Annotated in this window: 16 protein-coding genes; 11 read left to right on the forward strand and 5 right to left on the reverse strand. The window is 56.5% G+C overall.

Annotated elements, in window-relative coordinates:
• Window positions 1-73 precede the first annotated feature (73 nt).
• Window positions 74-2,554, reverse strand: coding sequence for a TonB-dependent siderophore receptor (locus tag KP705_RS04525; protein ID WP_046901157.1), 2,481 nt, complete (start codon window positions 2,552-2,554; stop codon window positions 74-76).
• Window positions 2,555-2,727: 173 nt separating this feature from the next.
• On the opposite strand from KP705_RS04525, the gene KP705_RS04530 reads away from it, so the two are divergent.
• Entirely contained in the window at window positions 2,728-3,945 is a 1,218-nt protein-coding gene (locus tag KP705_RS04530) for an L-dopachrome tautomerase-related protein (protein WP_046901158.1), read from the forward strand.
• A 58-nt stretch (window positions 3,946-4,003) separates the two neighbouring features.
• Here the strand turns inward: KP705_RS04530 and KP705_RS04535 are convergent, their stop codons facing one another.
• The 4 genes from KP705_RS04535 to minC all read right to left on the reverse strand — a co-directional run bounded on the left by KP705_RS04535 (window position 4,004) and on the right by minC (window position 6,443).
• Entirely contained in the window at window positions 4,004-4,366 is a 363-nt protein-coding gene (locus KP705_RS04535) for a YidB family protein (RefSeq protein WP_046901159.1), read from the reverse strand.
• An 82-nt stretch (window positions 4,367-4,448) separates the two neighbouring features.
• Window positions 4,449-4,733: a cell division topological specificity factor MinE gene (gene minE, locus KP705_RS04540; RefSeq protein WP_046901160.1), complete on the reverse strand. Its 285-nt coding sequence runs from the start codon at window positions 4,731-4,733 to the stop codon at window positions 4,449-4,451.
• Window positions 4,730-5,548: a septum site-determining protein MinD gene (gene minD, locus KP705_RS04545; protein ID WP_046901161.1), complete on the reverse strand. Its 819-nt coding sequence runs from the start codon at window positions 5,546-5,548 to the stop codon at window positions 4,730-4,732. Before minD ends, minE begins: the two co-directional genes overlap by 4 nt.
• A 157-nt stretch (window positions 5,549-5,705) precedes the next feature.
• Window positions 5,706-6,443 (reverse strand): septum site-determining protein MinC, encoded by a 738-nt coding sequence (gene minC / locus KP705_RS04550; protein ID WP_046901162.1) that lies wholly within the window; start codon window positions 6,441-6,443, stop codon window positions 5,706-5,708.
• A 79-nt stretch (window positions 6,444-6,522) separates the two neighbouring features.
• Between minC and KP705_RS04555 the strand changes: the two genes are divergently transcribed.
• The 10 genes from KP705_RS04555 (at window position 6,523) to rplK (ending at window position 18,986) form a co-directional block, all read left to right on the forward strand.
• Window positions 6,523-7,191, forward strand: a complete 669-nt coding sequence (locus KP705_RS04555; protein WP_046901163.1) for a glutathione S-transferase family protein — start codon at window positions 6,523-6,525, stop codon at window positions 7,189-7,191.
• A complete protein-coding gene (locus tag KP705_RS04560) occupies window positions 7,172-8,380 on the forward strand; it encodes an aminoacetone oxidase family FAD-binding enzyme (protein WP_046901164.1) in 1,209 nt (402 codons plus the stop codon). Before KP705_RS04555 ends, KP705_RS04560 begins: the two co-directional genes overlap by 20 nt.
• A 97-nt stretch (window positions 8,381-8,477) precedes the next feature.
• Window positions 8,478-8,729: a hypothetical protein gene (locus KP705_RS04565; RefSeq protein WP_232309210.1), complete on the forward strand. Its 252-nt coding sequence runs from the start codon at window positions 8,478-8,480 to the stop codon at window positions 8,727-8,729.
• A gap of 46 nt (window positions 8,730-8,775) precedes the next feature.
• Window positions 8,776-10,002: a DNA recombination protein RmuC gene (locus KP705_RS04570; protein WP_046901165.1), complete on the forward strand. Its 1,227-nt coding sequence runs from the start codon at window positions 8,776-8,778 to the stop codon at window positions 10,000-10,002.
• 56 nt (window positions 10,003-10,058) lie between these two features.
• Entirely contained in the window at window positions 10,059-10,781 is a 723-nt protein-coding gene (locus tag KP705_RS04575) for a response regulator transcription factor (protein ID WP_046902023.1), read from the forward strand.
• Entirely contained in the window at window positions 10,768-12,192 is a 1,425-nt protein-coding gene (locus tag KP705_RS04580) for a HAMP domain-containing sensor histidine kinase (protein WP_046901166.1), read from the forward strand. Before KP705_RS04575 ends, KP705_RS04580 begins: the two co-directional genes overlap by 14 nt.
• A gap of 170 nt (window positions 12,193-12,362) precedes the next feature.
• Window positions 12,363-15,530 (forward strand): efflux RND transporter permease subunit, encoded by a 3,168-nt coding sequence (locus tag KP705_RS04585; RefSeq protein ID WP_046901167.1) that lies wholly within the window; start codon window positions 12,363-12,365, stop codon window positions 15,528-15,530.
• A gap of 59 nt (window positions 15,531-15,589) precedes the next feature.
• The gene (locus KP705_RS04590) at window positions 15,590-16,816 is read left to right on the forward strand and encodes an efflux RND transporter periplasmic adaptor subunit (protein WP_046901168.1); all 1,227 of its coding nucleotides are present in this window, start codon (window positions 15,590-15,592) and stop codon (window positions 16,814-16,816) included.
• Window positions 16,816-18,444, forward strand: coding sequence for an efflux transporter outer membrane subunit (locus tag KP705_RS04595; RefSeq protein ID WP_200898347.1), 1,629 nt, complete (start codon window positions 16,816-16,818; stop codon window positions 18,442-18,444). The genes KP705_RS04590 and KP705_RS04595 overlap by 1 nt, the downstream gene beginning before the upstream one ends.
• 107 nt (window positions 18,445-18,551) lie before the next feature.
• Complete coding sequence (gene rplK, locus KP705_RS04600) at window positions 18,552-18,986, forward strand: 50S ribosomal protein L11 (RefSeq protein ID WP_046901169.1); 435 nt, start codon at window positions 18,552-18,554, stop codon at window positions 18,984-18,986.
• Window position 18,987: the final 1 nt, after the last annotated feature.

The following is an 18,987-nucleotide window of genomic DNA, read 5'->3' on the forward strand; positions in this document are numbered from 1 at the left end:
TTAAGTGGATGGGTTGTCAGTATTGTGGTTATGGAAAACGGCGGAGTTCAGCTCCGCCGTTTTGCGTTCTGGCTTAGAAGCGCGCAGACACATCCAGATAGTAATAGCCACCAGCAATACCAAGCTGGTTGGTGCTCATGTAGTACTTGGGCGCACCAAGATAGCGGTTTTCCTTTGGCACGACGGAGGGGTAAGCAGCGAAAATGTTGTTGCCGCCAATCGTCGCACTCCAGCGCGTGTTGATGTTGTAGGTTACAGACGCATTGGTGGTCCATTTAGGTGCGTTCTGGAACTCGCGATAGTTCGTGGTCGAGAACGCGTTCGGGCCAGTGTAATAGGTCAGGTTTGATGTCGTCTGACCGTAGCGGATTTCATGAATGGCGACGGCCCATGTGTTGTTGGGCGAGTGCCAGCGACCGCCAAAGATGATCTTAGAGCGCGGGTAGGCTGTCGTCAGATAGGCGAGAGTAGGGATGGTCAGCAGGTTTGCACCGCTGGTGGTCGTGCCTTGGTGACGCAGGCGCGTCCGGTTTAGGTTAATGGCAATGTCCCAGTCCACATGACCGAAGCGGCCGAACTCGCTTGGGTAAGTTGCATTGATGTCCAAGCCCTGTGTGCGGGTCGTGGCCACGTTAGCAAACCAGTAAGCTGACAGCTGGCCAGCGCCCCAGTTTTCGGAACCTGATGGCAGCGGGAAACCGTTCGTGTAGAGGGCCTTATAAGCTTGCGAACCGTAGATTGTTCCGCCTGGCTGGATACGGTCACGGAGGTCAATTTGGTAGGCATCGACAGTGACGTGCAGCTTGCGGATCGGTTCTACGATAATGCCACCTTCGACGCTTGTGGCCTGCTCCGGCTTCATCTGGGAAGCACCATTCTCCAATGCCCCTGGAGAATTGGCTGCAATCAGGCCGCGTGCTGCAGTTGGGGAGACAGCCAGCGCGGAGTAATGCTGCTGGGCCAGTGTCGGGGCATGGAAGCCACTGCTGAATGTCCCGCGAACAGCAAACCGTGGGCTGAAATCATAGCGTGTAGAGACCTTGCCGGTTTTGGCATTTCCAACATCTGTATAGTGCTCGATGCGGCCTGCCAGATCGACCTGCCAGTTCTTCATCAAGTGGGTAGAAATATCGACGTATCCAGACGCGACATCACGGGACCAGTTGCCTGCGTTGTAAGTTGTCGTACCGGGGATGCCGTCAGCGCCTGTGCCTGCAATGCTGTCTGCGGAGCCAGTGCCCATTGAATAGGATTCATAGCGATACGCTGCGCCACCGGCGACGTTGATGCTATGGGGCCAGAAAGAGAAGTTGAACTTCCGGGACAGATCGAAACTGCTCGTCCACTGGGAATTGTTATAGCCCTGCGCATTGTAGAAGTTTGTTGGCGTACGACCTGAGGCTGTATAGACGGCGCTGTTAATCGTGCTCAGCGCATCAAACCGATCATAGTCACGGCCATACACTGTGGAAAGGTCCCAGTGCCAGCCTGCAAGCATGCCTTTCAAACCAGCTGTCAGTTCATAATCGTTTTCTTCCAGTCCCAGGATCGGCGAATAGCCATATGGGTATTTTGCGGCGTATCCGGGATAGGCGCTCAGGGTCGAGGGCAGGCGATAATTCTGGTAGGATTCCGCATGCCGATGGGCATAGGTGGCACTGGCATAGGCCTGAACAGTCTCGGTGATGTCGTAACCAGCAGTAATGGCTACGCTCTCACGTGTCTGCTCGGGCTGGCTCAGCACCTGATTGGTATATTGGTTGGTACGATTGTCTTTGCCGGACCGGAACGCGTGGTCCTGATGCACGAAATCGCCACCGATATGCACATAGCCGCGGTTATTCAGATTGAACCCGCCATCCAGATACACACCCTGCTGGAAGCCATCACCCTCGCTCGTGATCCCGGTGTTAGAACGCATGCTTAGACCGTGGTCCTGCTTCTTTGTGATGATGTTCACCACGCCAGCGATCGCGTCGGAGCCGTACTGGGCTGATGCGCCGTCACGCAGAACTTCGATGTGGTCGATCATGGACATGGGCAGCATGTCGATATCAACCGGGGTTGCGCCCTGAGACGGCCCTGGATCGGCATAAATATTGGCCGTCGTATGACGACGCTTGCCATCCACAAGTACAAGGGTTTCATTCGGGTTCAGGCCACGCAGGGCGATGGTGTCCGTAAGGGCGCCAGCGTCGAAGCCTGCTGTCGGGACTGTCAGGGACGGTAGCAGGAGGGAGAGCGCATCGCGAAGGGTTGGCTGACCCGTTGACGTGATCTGGCGGCTCGAAACAACATCGATCGGGGAAATGGAATCCCGCGCTTTCTTGCCGAACTCACGCGTTCCCGTGACAATCACAGCCTCAGTGCCGCCAGAGACGTCCCTGGCGTGTGCGGGAGCGGCATTGCGGACTGTCTGACTCTTGGTTTTCTTGTGATGGGTGTCCGTTGTCGGGACGGCTGCGCATAGTCCTGCAACCGGCATCATGAGGGAGGAGCCAAGAAGTGTGGTACCAAGGAGTCCCAGATGTCGGGAAGAAAAGCGTACAGCCACGATTTAACGATCTCACGAGAGTGTATTGATAATTCGACAATCTGATGTCGTGTATCGTTTTGGTCAACGCAATTTCTTGCAGTTTGATAACATTCCCGAAAATTGTGTCCTGGTGTTGCTTCATTCCCTCAGTTGGAGCGTTGCTCTTTGACTGACCACTTGGAGCTTTAACAGTGAAGCGTCGTCATTTTCTGCGTGCAGCATCGGTTGCGCCCGCCTCTCTCGCTGCATCCTCTCTGGTATCCCAACCTGCCTGGGCTGATGGAAACGAAGACCGGGGAACAGGCCCTTCCGGGGTATTCGAAGTAGTGGCCCGGTTTGATGGACCAGGGCCTTCGGGCGTCGTGGTTCTGCCAGATGGTCGCATTTTCGTTGGTTTTCCACGTCATGCGGTTGACCATAAGGGCGCGACACTGGGTGAGCTCGTGAAGGGGAGAGTGGTTCCTTATCCCTCGGTCGAGGAAAGTATGCCCGGCAGCCGCGCGGCCGCGGACTGCCTTGTGTCCATTCATGGCATGACGCTGGACGCAAAAGGCAGGATCTGGGCGATTGATGATGGCAAAAGAGCCGGTCACCCGCTGGCGCCAGGGGCCGCCAAGATCATTTGTATCGACCCACAGACCAACACCATTGTTCACAGGCTTATCCTGAAAGCGCCGGCGCTTCTGTCAGACAGTCATATGAATGATCTGCGTGTGTCCTTGTCTCATGGCGCGCAAGGCACAGTGTTCGTGACGGATTCTTCATTCGGAACGAAGCCGGGACTTGTGGTGGTGGATGTCGCGACGGGGCAGGCGCGTCGTGTGCTGACGCAAAGCAAGGCCATTCTGGCGGAGCAGGGCTTTCTGGCAATTGTGGAGGGTGAGCCTCGCCGATACATTCCCGATAAGCCCCAGCTTGTTTCGGGCGGTGTGGATGGTATCGCCATCACAAAGGACGAGCAGCGTCTGTACTTCTCGCCTCTGACAAGTCGCCGTCTTTACAGCTTGCCCGTTAGTCTGCTCGCAGATGTCTCCTCGGATGATGCAACGCTTGAGCCGGCAATCAGGGATGAAGGTGAGAAAGGGGTGGCTGATGGCCTCGATTTCGACCGGCACGATCGTCTTTACACGACCAACTACGAACACGACTGTATCTTACGACGTGAGCCGGATGGCAGTTTCAAGCTGATGCTGCGGGACCCGCGCGCGCTCTCACCGGATGGTATTTTTGCATCCGACAAATATGTGTACTGCACGTTTGGTCAGTGGAACCGACTGGCGTCTTTCAATGAAGGCAAAGACCGGCGCGTTCCGCCCTATCTGCTGGTCAGGTTCCCGATTGAAGAGCCGGAAGCCTACAATGCCCTGCCCGAAGGTGCACCATCCAAAGCCGGGACACCGGGTGATTAAAAACGAAAAAGCCCTCGACCAGAGGACTGGGTCGAGGGCTTTTTCGGGCTAGGAGCCTTCAGGCTGTCTGCTGCGGAGGCAGCTGGTCTTCTGTCGTGTGCTTGTCCACTGCTGCAGGAAGCAGCTGGGCAATAGCCGGAAGAATGGTTGCTGCCGGAAGACCTGTCTTTGCGACAATCATCTGGATCTGCTCGTTCGTCAGCAGGTTGCGGAGTTCATCCGTGGTGATGGGAAGGTTCTCACCATTGCCAATCCAGGAATGGATCTTTTCATCAAGGCCTGCACTCTTGGCCTGTGCGATGAGCATGTTCAGGCCTTCGCCTTTGAGCATATCCCCAAAGCTACCGCCCAGCTTGTCGCCGAGTTGGCCGCCAAGGGCGCCCATGGCCTGATTCACGATGTTACCGAAAAAGCCGCTCATGGCGCATGTTCCGTTTTTGATGCGGCCTGAACGCCGCTAGGAGAAAAAAGGGCCGAGCCAAAACGATCGGCCCGGCTTTAAATCAGGACGCCCGTTTTTTGTTCAGTTCCTGAGGAACTTCGACGTCAATTTCGAGCATTGAACAGCCACTGCCACGATCGACCTTGATCTTGACCTTGTCCTGATCGACGGCGACGTGGCGTGCGATGACTTCCATGATTTCTTTGTGAAGCTGCTTGATCAGGTCTGACTCACCTTCTTCACCTGCGCCACGTTCGTGAGCGAGAAGAATCTGGAGGCGATCCCGTGCGACAGCGCTACTGGACGTCTGCTGACGTTTTGCGAAGAGGTTTGCGAGGAAGCTCATGCCGCACCCTTCTTGCCAAGGAGCCAGTCAAAGAAGCCACGCTTCTCGACCGGGACTGAAACTTCAATCTTCTCACCAGCCAGACGGCGTGCGGCTTCGAAATAGGCGCGCGCCGGGAGGCTTTCCGGAGAGGACAGGGTGACAGGAGCGCCAACGTTGGACGCCTTCAGAACATCATCGCTTTCCGGCACAATACCAACCAGCGGGATGGACAGGATTTCCAGAACGTCTTCAACGCTCAGCATCTCCTTGCGGGCAGCGCGGATCGGGTCATAGCGCGTGATGAGAAGGTGCTTTTCAATCTTCTCGCCGCGTTCGGCCTTTTCAGTTTTGCTATCCAGCAGGCCGATAATGCGGTCCGAGTCACGTACGGAGCTGACTTCAGGGTTCGTCACGATGACCGCAGCGTCGGCATGGTACATGGCGAGTTGCGCGCCGCGTTCAATGCCGGCCGGGCTGTCACAGATGACCCAGTCAAACTTCTCGCGAAGTTCTTCCATGACGCGGGCTACGCCTTCTGACGTCAGCGCGTCTTTGTCACGCGTCTGCGATGCCGGAAGAATGGAAAGAGTTTCGCAGCGTTTATCGCGGATCAGGGCCTGGGACAGTCTTGCGTCGCCCTGCACCACGTTGATGAGGTCAAACACAACGCGACGTTCTGCACCCATCACCAGATCAAGGTTACGCAGGCCAACGTCAAAATCCACCACAACGACGTTCTGGCCGCTCTGCGCGAGTGCGGCGCCGAGAGCGGCGGTCGATGTCGTCTTGCCGACGCCACCCTTGCCTGAGGTGACAACCAGAACCTTGGCCATGAATACTCCAAAAACTGCTTCTGTGACGTAATGCCGCCCGTTGTGCGGAACCCGCGCCTGATGCCTTATCCTATGGGATAGTAAAGCCTTACGGCAACACGGGAATAAGGGCTGTTTCGTGGCATGAGGTCACTTTCTTGCAGTTCCCGCCTCCGGATCAGCGCGGAAGAGGCAAAACGCGGACCCGGTCCTCATCCAGAAGGACCTGTGCGGGCTGGCCGAAAATAGCAGCGTCAATGTCTTCCGTAACGGCGTAAAAGCCATCCAGAGCAAGGAGTTCGGCCTCCATTCTGGACGCAAAAATCCGCGCTTCAGACTTGCCGCCGACACCGGCAATCGCGCGACCACGTAACGAACCGTAAACGTGGATAGAACCTGCCGCGACGATCTCCGCTCCTGATGAAACGGAGCCGATAATGATCACGTCGCCTTGCATGTGCTGGATGCACTGTCCTGAGCGGATGGCGCCGTCGAGGATCAGCGTTTGCCCGCCTGCGGGCGCCGCGACGGCTGTTGCATCCGCTGTGGCCCCTTGATCGGGAAGCTCCACTTCGCCGGAAGGGCGGCCGCCTTCGAAGGAGGCGGGCCAGTCCCACCCCGCGACAGCTGGCCATGAACGATCTCCACCTTCAATGCTGATAACTCGCACGCCACGACTGCGGATATCTTCCAGAAGGGTTGGCAGGCCCGGTGTTTCTTCCGAGAGAAGTCCAAGGTCCAGAATCACCGGCTTTCCGCTGAAAAGACCGCCGGAACGGACGACCTGTTGATCCAGGCCAGCCAGCCAGAGGTTCAGGGGTGCCTCCGGTGACAGGACCAGAGCCAGAAAAGAGCGGCCGCGGGCACGGATGCGCATCGGGGAGGAGGCGTGGGAAGCGGATGCGGTGTCTGACATCGGAAAATTCGTTGGCCCTGTATGGAAGCAATGACGGAGGCTCTTGTGAGCGCGTAATGGCTGACTTAGAACATGAAGAATGCGTATCCTGCATCACCTTCCACTCTCCCCGCAATGCCGTCTTGTCCGGCTTGTGCTTGGCGAGAAGAGACTGCCCTGTGAACTCGTGATCGAACGGGTGTGGGAACAGCGCGAGGAATTCCTTGCTCTGAACCCTGCTGGTGAGGTTCCGGTTCTTGTTGAAGAGAACGGGCTGGCTGTACCTGGCGCCCGCGTCATCTGCGAATATCTGGATGAAGCCTATCCGGATACACCCCTGCTTGGCCGTACGCTTGCCGAACGTGTCGAAGTCCGCCGATTGATGGACTGGTTTGAGACCCGTTTCGGGCAGGAAGTGACGCGCAACCTGCTGGGCGAAAAAGTTGACAAGCGGTTGTATGGCCGTGGTCACCCAGACGGAAACGTCCTGCGGGCCGGTTACGGCAACATGCGCTTCCATCTGGATTATATCGGCTGGCTGGCAGAAACGCGGTCCTGGCTTGCAGGACCGTCTATTTCGATGGCTGACTTCGCTGCTGCTGCGCATCTCTCGGCGCTGGACTTCATTGGGGATGTGAACTGGGCAAAAGCGCCGGCCGCCAAGGACTGGTATGCTCGGGTGAAGTCCCGCCCGTGTTTCCGCGGCCTTCTGACTGACCGGATGAGTGGCATTACGCCGCCCGGTCATTATGCGAATCTGGATTTCTGAGCGGGAGCTGTCCGTGACATTTGATGTGGTGGTCCTTGGGGCTGGTGCGGCTGGCCTCATGGCTGCTGCAACAGCGGGACGTGGTGGTGCGCGTGTACTGGTTCTGGATCACGGGTCCGAACCCGGACGCAAGATTCTGATTTCGGGCGGTGGACGCTGTAACTTCACGCATCTGGAGACGGGGCCAAACTGTTTCCTGTCCCAGAACAAGCATTTTGCGCGCTCGGCGCTGGCGCGCTACACGCCGCGTGATTTCGTGAAGTTGGTGGATCGCTATCAGATTGCCTGGCACGAAAAGGCCAAGGGGCAGTTGTTCTGCGATGGGTCTGCCCGTCAGATCGTGGATATGCTGGTGTCTGAATGTCAGGATGCTGGTTGTGAAGCGCGGATGGAGACACGGATCACGGATGTCGAGTCCGATGCGGACGGCTTTGTCGTTCGCACGGATGCCGGGGATGTTCGAAGCCGTTCTGTGATTTTGGCGACCGGCGGTCTGTCCATTCCCAAACTGGGCGCTACGGACCTTTCCCTGCGGATCGCACGATCCTTCGGTTTGAAAATTGTCCCGACTGCTCCCGCTTTGGTGCCGTTGGTCCTGGATGATGCGGACCCTTCTCTGGCGGGTGTGTCTCTGGATGTCGTGACAACTTGTGGGAAAAAAGGGCCTCGCTTTGCCGACGGGATGGTTTTCACCCATCGTGGGCTGTCAGGGCCTGCCATCCTCCAGATTTCCTCTTATCTTGAGGCAGGTAGCACGGCTCATATTGACCTGATGCCAGGGCGAAATGCGTTGGAGGTTTTGCTGGCGATCAAGAAGGCACGTCCGCGCGCGCTTCCTCCCAGCCTGCTTGAAGCGCTCCCCGCGCGTCTGGCGAAAGAGCTGGCTGCCGGGCTTGGAGACGTCATGCTGGCCAATCAGCCGGACAAGAATATCAAAGCGCTCGCAGAACGTCTGTCCCGATGGGAAGTCCGTCCTTCTGGAACGGAAGGGTACGCGAAGGCCGAAGTTATGCGCGGAGGGATCGATACGAGCGGTCTGTCGTCCCAGACAATGGAAGTGCGGGACGTCCCGGGGCTGTATGCGATTGGTGAAGCAGTGGATGTCACGGGATGGCTGGGTGGCCACAATTTCCAGTGGGCCTGGTCCAGCGGTGTTGCTGCAGGGCAGGCTGCTGCTGCTCGTGTATAGGCTGGGGCGCCACAGGATTGCCATATCGGCATAGGATGCCCGCAACTGATGAGCGGAAGATCCGTTTTGCGCTCACATGAATTGTTTTGAGAGGGTCATGTTGATGTCTGGTTCTATTCGCCGTTCAGCCCTGCGTGCTGTTGCAGGCCTTTCATTCCTTGGACTGGGTGCATGCGTCGGAACGGCCGCGCCGGGCCCTGTTAACCCGTCAGCGCCGGTCGCCGGGTATGGCTATACCTGCAAGGCCGGGATCTACACCTGCAAGATGCCTACGCAGGTTCCTTTGGGTACCTCTTGTTCCTGCCCCGGGCTGGGCGCTGCAAGCTACGGCAACATCCATCAGCCCTGAGGCTGCCAGGATTGGACATGAGCTCCTAAGGGGATAGAACCGCGCCATGCAGGATGGGAGTTCCGGTATGGTGCAGTTCGTTCCATGGATTATTGCAGCAGCGGCTCTCGTGGTGGCTGCCTTGGCGTTGTTGCGTGGTAATAGCAGGGACGTCGCCCGCCTGCTGGACCGTGAAGCCGATGAGCGTGCGCGGGACGCGGACTATCAGCGTGCGCATCTGGCCGAAGTTGAGCGTGTCCTGTCCGGTCGGATGGATGCTCTTCGGCTTGAAACCAGCGAAAAACTTGGTGATCTCGCGCGTCGCGTTGGGCAGGATCAGGCTGAAGGGCGCGTTCTGCTCTCTGATGCGTTGCGTGACATGGCGCAGAGTCAGAATGAACAAATCGAGCGGATCCGTCTGGCCGTAAATGAACAGTTGCACGGTGCTGTCGAAAAGCAGATGCAAACCAGCTTTCAGCGCGTGGTTGAGCAGTTCAGTGCGATGCAGAAAGCTCTCGGTGAGGTCACAAGCGTGACAGCCCAGATCGGCGACCTCAAGCGTCTGTTCTCGAACGTCAAAACGCGCGGTGGCTGGGGCGAGGCGCAGTGCCGGGCTATTCTGGACGATATTCTTCCAGAAGGGAGTTATGACACTAACTTCCGACTGGGAGACAGCGGAGAGTCGGTAGAGTTTGCCATTCGAATGCCTGTGAAAGGGCATGTCGCCCCTCGACTGGCGATTGACAGCAAATTTCCTACGGAGGCCTACGAGCGCCTTTTGAATGCATCAGAGCTTTCGGATGCATCGGCTGAAAAGGCTGCAAGGCGCGAGCTTGAAATGGCGATCAAATTCGAGGCGCGCAAGATCGCGTCCAAGTATATCCGGCCACCTGTAACGGTTGAATTTGCTGTTCTGTATCTGCCGACGGACGGTCTTTATACCGAAATTGCCCGGATGCCCGGCGTTATTGATGAAATTGGGCGGTTGTATCGGGTGATTGTCATGGGGCCGTCATTGCTGCCCGCCATGCTGCGTACGGTTCATCTCGGTTATGTGACGCTTGCGTTGGAAGAGCGGACAGAAACCATTGCAAGCTTGCTGGGCGCGACACGGCAGGAAATGCTTCGGATGGATCAGGTTCTTGAACGGTTGCAGCGGAATGCCGGTACGATGGGAAACACGATCGAAGAGGCGCGCCGCCGGACCCGTGTTCTTGGGCGTCGCCTGAGATCGCTGGATGGTATTGATAAAACGGATGAGGAGCAGGACGAGATTGATAGTCTGGAAGCTTAAGACTGATTTTAATTGGATGACAGGATATATTCCCGCATGTGACAGTCATGAGTATGATGACCGTACCTGAGCACGAGGCGGCCTCCCGCCCGATTGAGCCTGTCATTCGTCTCCTGCTGGTTGAGGACGATGAAAGTATTGCGTCGGAAGTCTCCGAGGAGTTGAAGACGCGCGGTTATGATGTGACGTGGGTCGATAACGGCATTCTGGGCCTCGAAGCTGCGCAGTCCGGTCAATACGACTTGATGGTCGTTGATCGTATGTTGCCTGAGATGGACGGCCTGAGTGTTATCGAGGCCCTGCGCCGCCAGAAGATCACACTTCCTGTTCTGGTTCTTTCCGCATTGTCCGCAGTTGATGACCGTGTGAATGGCCTGAAGGCGGGCGGTGACGACTACCTTACAAAGCCGTTCGCTATGGAAGAGCTTGCTGCCCGATTGGAGGCTTTACTGCGGCGTCCTACGGATAGCCGTGTAACGGTTCTGCGTGTTGGTCCGCTTGAAATGGACCTGATTGAACGCAAGGTATCTCGCAGTGGCCGGGACGTTGAGCTTCTGCCACGTGAGTTCCGTCTTCTGGAATACATGATGCGTCGCCCGGGCACTGTTCTGACCCGAACGATGCTGCTTGAGGACGTCTGGAACTACCGTTTTGTGCCACAGACCAATCTGGTGGACGTGCATATCGGCAAGTTGCGCAGAAAGATTGATCTTCACGGCGAAACGCCGCTGATCCATAGCATCCGGGGCGCGGGGTTCAGTCTGCGTGTATCGGACTGACATTTTCCGGACAGCCACGTTCCGGCTGACACTGGCATTCGTGGTGGCGATGATCGGCGGCATCACGATGCAGTTCCTGCTCGTCTATGCTCAGATGAACGGTTACGAAAGTGCTCGTTCCAGCGATCTGCTTAGGCGTGAGGCTGCACTTCTCGTTCAGGAGACACCTGAGCGTCTGGAAGATGTCGTGCGGGAACGAAGCAAGACGGACCTGCGCGTCATTTTGAATGGTGCTGGCCTGTTCGACCTGAATCACAACCGTATTGTTGGTGACATTCGGCGTTGGCCTGAAGGGCTGGAGGTCTCCAACCGGACGCGTCGGCTCAAAGTCGCGCCTCCGGGGGATACGCCGTATGAGATGCGATATCTGGCGATAGAAGTTCCGGGGCCGGGTGGCGGAGTAGGGGATCGGATTCTGGTCCTTGCCCGCTCCATGCATATGGCGGATGAGCTTCGGTACATTATCAAGCGAGCTGCGCTGATTTCACTGGTGCCAATGGTGCTGTTTGCGCTGCTGGCGGGATTGTTTCTCAGTCATCGGGCCTTGGCGCGGGTCAAAGAGATGCGACAGGCCATTGAACGGATCATGGCGGGCGATCTGCATGAGCGTTTGCCCGCCGGGCGCGAATGGGATGATATCGAGCGTCTTGCAGGCGCCGTGAACCGGATGCTGGATCGGCTTGAACATCTGCTTGATGAAATTCGGGATGTTGGCAACGATATTGCGCACGATCTTAGGACCCCGCTGGCACGTGTGCGGGCGCGGTTGGAGCGAGCACTCTCGTCGTCAGATGATCCTGTTCACCTCAAGTCCATCATCCTGCGGGCCACGCAGGATCTGGATCAGTGCTTTTCCGTGATTACGGCGCTGCTGCGTATCGGTGAAATTGAGAACGGACGCCGGCAGGCTGGATTCACAACGATGGATCTGTCGGAGCTGGTTGCGGGTATCGCAGATCTCTATGAGCCAATTGCCGAGGCTGGCGGGTTGGCTCTGAGTGTGGAAGGCGCAGATCGCGCAATCCCACTCTATGGAGATATGGATCTTCTGAACGAGGTTCTGGCAAATCTCGTGGACAACGCCATCAAGTTCACCCCTCCAGGCGGGGATGTTGGGTTGATGGTCGGGCAGGACGAGCAGGGCTGCGCCTGGCTTCAGGTTCATGACACGGGCATCGGGATTGCGGAGGAAGAGCGGGGCGCCGTACTGGGGCGATTCTACCGTTCAGACAAAAGTCGTCACATTCCGGGAAGTGGTCTTGGTTTGAGTCTTGTATCTGCAATTCTGCATTTGCATGGGGCAACGCTGAAAATCAGTGCGTTCCGGCCCAATCAGGAACTGGCAGGATCAGTATTTACGATTCATTTTTCAGGGCGCAGTGGCTCCGATCGTAGTGCCAGTATTACATGACATTTCTGTTTCATGCCTGAATCCGGTCTTTCTTAAATTCAATTTTGCTTGTCGCACTTCCTGTGTCCGGTATGACTTGTCTCAATTTAAAGGGGACGCCCGTTGAGACTGAAAAAGACTGACGTAATCGCGCAGCTCCGATCATCCAGGAACGGGAGCATCGCAGACGCATGAATGCCATCGTCGTAACGGCCCTCAAACGGCCTTATACGTTCGTTGTTCTTTCGATCATGATCCTTATTTTTGGGGTCAGGGCGATTGTTTCGACGCCGACGGACGTTTTTCCTTCAATCAAGATCCCTATTGTTGCGATTGTCTGGTCCTATACTGGGCTCATGCCAGACGACATGTCGGGTCGTATTGTTTATTATTACGAAAGATCGCTAACAGCGACTGTTAGTAATATTGAGCATATTGAGAGTTCGTCTTACTACGGCCGTGGCATCGTCAAGGTCTTCTTCCAGCCCGGAACGAATACTGCGGTTGCGCAAACGCAGATTACGTCTGTTTCCCAGACGGTCATCAAGCAGATGCCGACCGGTGCGACACCGCCGTTGATCATCGCGCTGGATGCGTCTTCCGTCCCGGTTCTGACATTGCAGGTCAACAATTCGACCATGTCCGGGTCGGAAATCTACAACATGGCGTCCAACCTGATTCGCCCGGCGCTTGTGCCGGTCGCGGGGGCGGCTATTCCGAATCCATATGGTGGTCTTGCGCCGGACATCATGGTCGATATCGACCCGATCAAACTTCAGGCTCACCGTCTTTCACCTGAGGACGTTGCGAATGCGCTGAACCGCCAGAACATTGTTCTGCCAGCAGGTGATCAGAAGGTCGGTTCCATTGACTGGATGGTGAAGACCAACTCGACCCCGCTTGATCTTTCGGTCTTCAATAAAATGCCCATCAAGCAGGTGGGGAACTCCGTTATCTACCTGCGCGATGTCGCGTGGGTGCATCGAGGAGGGCCTCCCCAGATCAACGCTGTTCTGGTGAAGGGGCAGCAGGCTGTTCTGATCGTCATCCTGAAAAGTGGTGACGCCTCGACCCTGTCTGTCGTCGCCGGCGTGAAGGCGCTTCTGCCTCAGATCAAGGCTACGTTGCCCGCTGGCACCACTCTGAACGTACTGACGGACGCGTCAGGCTTCGTGAAAGAGTCGGTTTTTGACGTGGTGCGTGAGATGATCACCGCTGCGATCCTGACCAGTCTGACAGTTCTGCTCTTCCTTGGTTCCTGGCGCTCTACCGTCATCGTTGCGACGTCCATTCCGCTGGCCATGCTCTGTTCGTTGATCGGCCTCAGTATTGCGGGGCAGTCGATTAACGTCATGACACTGGGTGGTCTTGCTCTGGCTGTCGGTATTCTCGTGGATGACGCGACCGTCATGATTGAGAATATTGATGCCCATCTTGAGATGGGGAAAGAGCTTGAAGACGCCATCATTGATGCAGCCAATCAGATCGTCATCCCGACATTCGTATCGACAACCTGTATCTGTATCGTCTGGCTGCCGCTTTTCGAGCTGACGGGTGTTTCCGGCTGGCTCTTCATGCCAATGGCCGAGGCCATCATCTTCGCGATGATTGCGTCCTTCATTCTCTCACGAACCCTCGTCCCGACAATGGCGAACTGGCTGCTTCCGGCACAGGTGAAGATGCACCGCGATCCGGAGTGGCATCATCGTAAGCCAGGCTTTTTCGGGCGGTTCCAGAGAGGCTTTGAAGCCCGGTTTACGAGCTTCCGCGAGCATTACAAAGGCATCCTGTCGGGCCTGATTGCTATCCGTGGCCGATTTGTCGCCATGTTCCTTCTGGCGGCTGTGGCGTCCATGGCTCTGCTGTTGTTCGTCGGGCAGGATTTCTTCCCGGAAATCAAATCCGGTACGCTTCAGATGCATATGCGCGCACCGGTTGGCACGCGTATTGAAGAGACAGGCAAAATCGCTGGACTCGCAGAAAAGCGCCTGCGGGAGATCCTGCCGGGTCAGGTCGAGAATGTCGTAAATAACTGTGGCTTGCCGTTCAGTCAGTTGAACCAGGCCATGGTGCCGTCACCGACAACGGGTGCGCAGGATTGCGACATCACGATCCAGCTCAAGAATGATGAGAGCCCTATCCCGGAATATCGTCAGAAAGTCCGTAAGGGGCTGACAGATGCGTTTCCTGGAACAATCTTCACGTTCCAGCCGGGTGACATGACTGCCAAGATCCTGAACTTCGGCCTGCCAGCGCCGATTGACGTTCAGATTTCGGGCCGTGATCTGCAGAACAATTTTGCCTTTGCAACGCATCTGGCCAAAAAGCTGCGTCATATTCCGGGTATCACGGACGTATCCGTTCAGCAGCCGATGACGCAGCCAACGTTGCTGATTAACAACCGTCGAAGCTTTGCACTGGGAACAGGCATTACACAGCGGGACGTTGCGTTGAATGCTCTTGTCACGCTGTCTGGTAGTGCGCAGGTGGGGCAGACCTACTACCTGAATGCTCAGGGGACGTCTCAGCTTATCGATGTGCAGACACCTGCGAACTATCTTCAGACCATGAATGATCTGGAAATTGTTCCAATCGACAAGGGCGACGGTAACCCGACCAACCAGAATCCGCAGATGTTGGGTGCTCTGAGCGAACTGGTTCAGACCGGTACGCCTGCGGAAATCTCACATTACAACATCATGCCGGTCTTCGACATTTACGCTGCCCCAGAAGGGACGGACCTTGGAACCCTGTCGCGCGCGGTGAACCGTGTGGTTGAAGGAGAGCGCAAGGATCTGCCGCATGGATCTACCCTTGTGGTGCGTGGTCAGGCCGTGACCATGAATGATGCCTATGTGCAGCTGATCGGCGGCCTCGCCCTGTCCATTGTTCTTGTTTACCTGATCATCGTGGTGAATTTTCAGTCCTGGCTTGATCCGTTCGTGATCATCACGGCGTTGCCGGGTGCGCTTGGTGGTATTTCCTGGAGCCTGTTCCTGACCCACACGCCATTGTCTGTGCCTGCATTGACCGGTGCGATCATGTGTATGGGAACGGCTACGGCCAATGCCATTCTTGTCGTCTCGTTTGCGCGAGAGCGGCTGGATCACCATGGTGATGTTCTGCTGGCGTCTCTGGAGGCGGGATATGAGCGTATCCGCCCGGTTCTGATGACAGCGCTTGCCATGATGATCGGCATGATTCCGATGTCGATCAGTAATTCTTCGAACGCTCCGCTGGGTAAGGCCGTGATTGGTGGCCTGCTCATCGCAACAGTGGCAACGTTGCTGTTCGTTCCCTGTGTCTTTGCCCTAATGCATTACAAGCGGCCTGCTGGGCCTGAAGGAGACCGCGCGTGACCCACCCGACACAACAGGGGCAGACGCCTCAGGGAAACCGACAGGAAAGTGGATCACCCGTGCGGAACAGACTGATTCTTCTTGGTGTCGTGGTGGTTGCCATTGTGCTGGCTGCCTGGGGTATCGTTGAAAGAGGCGTGCACTATCATTCGCTTAGCGGTGTGACTGAAGAAGCGGCCATTCCGCCGGTAACACTGATTTCTCCGCAGCCTGGGCCGAAAACGCGTCAGGTTGATCTGCCTGCCAATCTGGCGGCCTGGTATGAAGCGCCGATTTACGCTCAGGTCTCCGGCTATGTGAAGATGTGGTACAAGGACTACGGCGCGCATGTGAAGCGTGGCGATGTTCTGGCTGAAATCAATACGCCAAGCATTGATGCCCAGTTCCAGGCGGCCAAGGCGCAATATAACGTCAAACTGGCGCGCTATAATCTGGCCGTTATCACGACTCAGCGCTGGACTGCTCTGAAGGGGACGCAGGCTGTTTCCCGGCAGGAAGTGGACGTGCAGGCTGCAAATGCGGCGGCACAGAAAGCTGAGCTGGAAGCTGCCGAGCATGAAGTCGAGCGTTTTCAGGCGCTGGAAGACTTCAAGAAAATTGTCGCTCCATTCGATGGAATCGTGACGTCACGTCTGGTGAACGTTGGTGACTATGTGAATGCAGGGGGTGGAAACGTGAACTCACGCGGAACAGCTTCAGAGCTGTTTTCGGTGGCGGATGTTCATCGGATGCGCGTTTTTGTCTCTGTCCCGCAGGATTTTGCGAGCGTTATCTCGCCTAAAATTACGGCTGATCTGTCTGTTCCGCAGTATCCAGGGCGCCGCTTCCGCGCCACATTCCTGGCAACGGCAAATGCGTTCAATGCGTCTACGCGAACTGTGACGACAGAACTGACGATCGGGAATGAGGACAATCTTCTCTGGCCGAATTCTTACGCAACGGCTCATATCGCTGCTCCCGGCAATCCTGACATTTTGATTCTTCCTGAGGGCGCTATCATTTTCCGGGCCCAGGGAATGCAGGTTGCCAAAGTTATCAACGGACATGTCCATCTGGTCAGCGTGACCGTTGGCATCAATTTTGGGACGACTGTGCAGATCCTGAGTGGTGTGACGAAGGATGACCAGCTTATTGCCAACCCGACCGCTGATCTGCTGGAAGGGGATGAGGTTCGTGTTGTGCCAACGACACCGGGCTATAACATTCCGACCAAGGCTCAGCAGGAAGAGGACCAGAAATCTGTGCGTTCGCATGATGCCAATCCGGATGAGGCTGGATCCCGTTGATGAGATTGACTGATAGCAAGCGCGGATATTTTTCCAGGCCTCGCCGTCATGTGGTGACAGCTTTGGCTGGTGTCCTGTCCATCGGTCTGGCGTCCTGCAATCTGGCGCCAGAGTATCATCCTCAGAAATTCCTCTATCCGGAAGGCTGGGAAGGGAAGGGGGTCATGGGGAACGCCCATCCTGCGGATGACGCACTCCGCAGTGACTGGTGGACGATGTTCAAGGACCCGATCCTGAACGAGATGGAAACGCGGATGCTGCAGGTCAATCCGGACCTGCAAGCCGCAGCGGAAGCCTTTACCCAGGCCCGGGATGTTGCGCGAGAGGCGGAGAGTAAGCTCTATCCGCAGCTCACCGGTGCAGCCCATATGAGCTATAACAAGGGCTCAGTCGGGCGGTTGTATAACAACCCGAGAACCAGTTCGTCGCTCGTGTATGAGTCAAATCAGGCTTATAGCGGTGCAGCAACCTGGGAGCCTGATTTTTGGGACTCCATCCGTAATTCAACACGGATGGAGAAAAATCTCGCTCAGGCGACGGCCGCAGAATATGCGTCAGCCAAGCTGAGTCTGGAGGCGGAGCTCGCTAGCGATTACATCGCGTTGCGGGGACTTGATGCCCAGAATGCGGTTTATGAAGACTCAATCCGTTACTTCAGGGCTGCTGTAGAAATTACGGAGCTGCGTCAGGCCGGTGCAATTGGCGCCGGGCTTGACGTTTCTCGTGCCCAGAATCAGCTTTTTTCAGCCATGGCAGCTCAGAGCACTCTGGTTGCGGATCGCCGGGTGATGGAAAATGCGATCGCAGTGCTTTTGAACACCGCGCCTGCGGGTTTCCACATTGCGCCAGTCCGTGATGTGAAAATGCGGTTTGGTGTTGTGAAGGTGAATCCGGGTCTTCCATCATCTCTGTTGGAGCGGCGCCCGGATATTGCATCCGCTGAAAGGCGTATGGCCGCGGCCTCACGGGCTATCGGTGTGTCACGGGCAGCTTTCTACCCGCATATTACGCTGAGTGCAGACGGTGGCTTTGAAGATGGCGGCTTTGATCTTGCCAGTATTTCCCGGGCATTCTGGAAAATTGCCGTTCAGGCTGTGGAGCCAGCATTTACGGGTGGGTTAAGGCGTGCTGCATTGCAGCGGGCCTGGTCTCAGTACCGAGCCTCGGTGGACGATTACCGTGGTGTTGTTTTATCAGCATTCCAGGACGTGGAAAACGGCCTGACCCAAAGTGGGCAATACAAAATTGCTCAGGACCAGCAGCAGAGAGCTGTTGAGGCCGCGCTGCGGACGCAAAGCATGACCATGGCGCTCTACACAGGTGGATTGTCGAATTACCTGGATGCTCTCGTAGCGCAGCAGGATGCGCTTCAGGCGCGGCTTGGGCTGGTTCAGACGCAGACTTCACAGATACAGGCGACAGTCCGTCTTGTGCGCTCTCTGGGCGGCGGATGGGATGTCAGTGAGCTTCCGGGTGTGAAGCAGATCGATCCGTTTGGTGCGTTCCAGTATGAAGGGTTGCACAAGCCGGCACCTGTGGCGGGAATTGATGCCCATGAGTCTGCAGCTGATAATGATCTGAGTGGCGACAAAGGGACGAAAAATACTCGTGGAGGGTTGACGCACTAGGCTGAACCAGTCTAGGGGACCGCCTCACTTCGAACGCGGGAGGGGGCGGCTGTGTCCGACTCCGTTGTCACCGCGGTTCGGGAACGACAAACAGGGGAGTCCCGGATATGGCCAAAAAAGTTGTTGGCTACATCAAGCTTCAGATCCCGGCTGGTAAAGCCAACCCGTCTCCGCCGGTAGGTCCGGCACTGGGTCAGCGCGGCCTGAACATCATGCAGTTCTGCAAAGAGTTCAACGCGAAGACGCAGCAGCTTGAACCAGGTATGCCGATCCCGGTGGTTATCACCGCGTATGCAGACCGTACGTTCTCCTTCATCACGAAGACCCCGCCGAACACGTACTTCCTTCTGAAGGCCGCCAAGATTTCCAAGGGCAGCCAGACGGTTGGTAAGGCTGCGGCTGTTGGTTCCGTGACGACGTCTCAGCTTCGCGAGATTGCTGAAACGAAGTTCAAGGACATGAACGCCAATGATCTCGATGGTGCCGTGCGTATGCTCGCAGGCTCCGCGAAGTCGATGGGCCTGAACGTGGTGGAGGGCTGAT

Source organism: Gluconobacter sp. P1D12_c, from assembly GCF_018812105.1.
In the GTDB taxonomy this organism is placed as follows: Bacteria; Pseudomonadota; Alphaproteobacteria; order Acetobacterales; family Acetobacteraceae; genus Gluconobacter; species Gluconobacter oxydans_A.

Bases quoted from the DNA above. Each gene is read 5' to 3' on its own strand.
- KP705_RS04565 (WP_232309210.1), top strand. From the start codon at position 8,478: ATGTTGATGTCTGGTTCTATTCGCCGTTCAGCCCTGCGTGCTGTTGCA.
- minD (WP_046901161.1), bottom strand. From the start codon at position 5,548: ATGGCCAAGGTTCTGGTTGTCACCTCAGGCAAGGGTGGCGTCGGCAAG.
- KP705_RS04570 (WP_046901165.1), top strand. From the start codon at position 8,776: ATGCAGGATGGGAGTTCCGGTATGGTGCAGTTCGTTCCATGGATTATT.
- rplK (WP_046901169.1), top strand. From the start codon at position 18,552: ATGGCCAAAAAAGTTGTTGGCTACATCAAGCTTCAGATCCCGGCTGGT.
- KP705_RS04575 (WP_046902023.1), top strand. From the start codon at position 10,059: ATGACCGTACCTGAGCACGAGGCGGCCTCCCGCCCGATTGAGCCTGTC.
- minE (WP_046901160.1), bottom strand. From the start codon at position 4,733: ATGAGCTTCCTCGCAAACCTCTTCGCAAAACGTCAGCAGACGTCCAGT.
- KP705_RS04535 (WP_046901159.1), bottom strand. From the start codon at position 4,366: ATGAGCGGCTTTTTCGGTAACATCGTGAATCAGGCCATGGGCGCCCTT.
- KP705_RS04555 (WP_046901163.1), top strand. From the start codon at position 6,523: ATGCGTATCCTGCATCACCTTCCACTCTCCCCGCAATGCCGTCTTGTC.
- KP705_RS04595 (WP_200898347.1), top strand. From the start codon at position 16,816: ATGAGATTGACTGATAGCAAGCGCGGATATTTTTCCAGGCCTCGCCGT.
- KP705_RS04560 (WP_046901164.1), top strand. From the start codon at position 7,172: ATGCGAATCTGGATTTCTGAGCGGGAGCTGTCCGTGACATTTGATGTG.
- minC (WP_046901162.1), bottom strand. From the start codon at position 6,443: ATGTCAGACACCGCATCCGCTTCCCACGCCTCCTCCCCGATGCGCATC.
- KP705_RS04585 (WP_046901167.1), top strand. From the start codon at position 12,363: ATGAATGCCATCGTCGTAACGGCCCTCAAACGGCCTTATACGTTCGTT.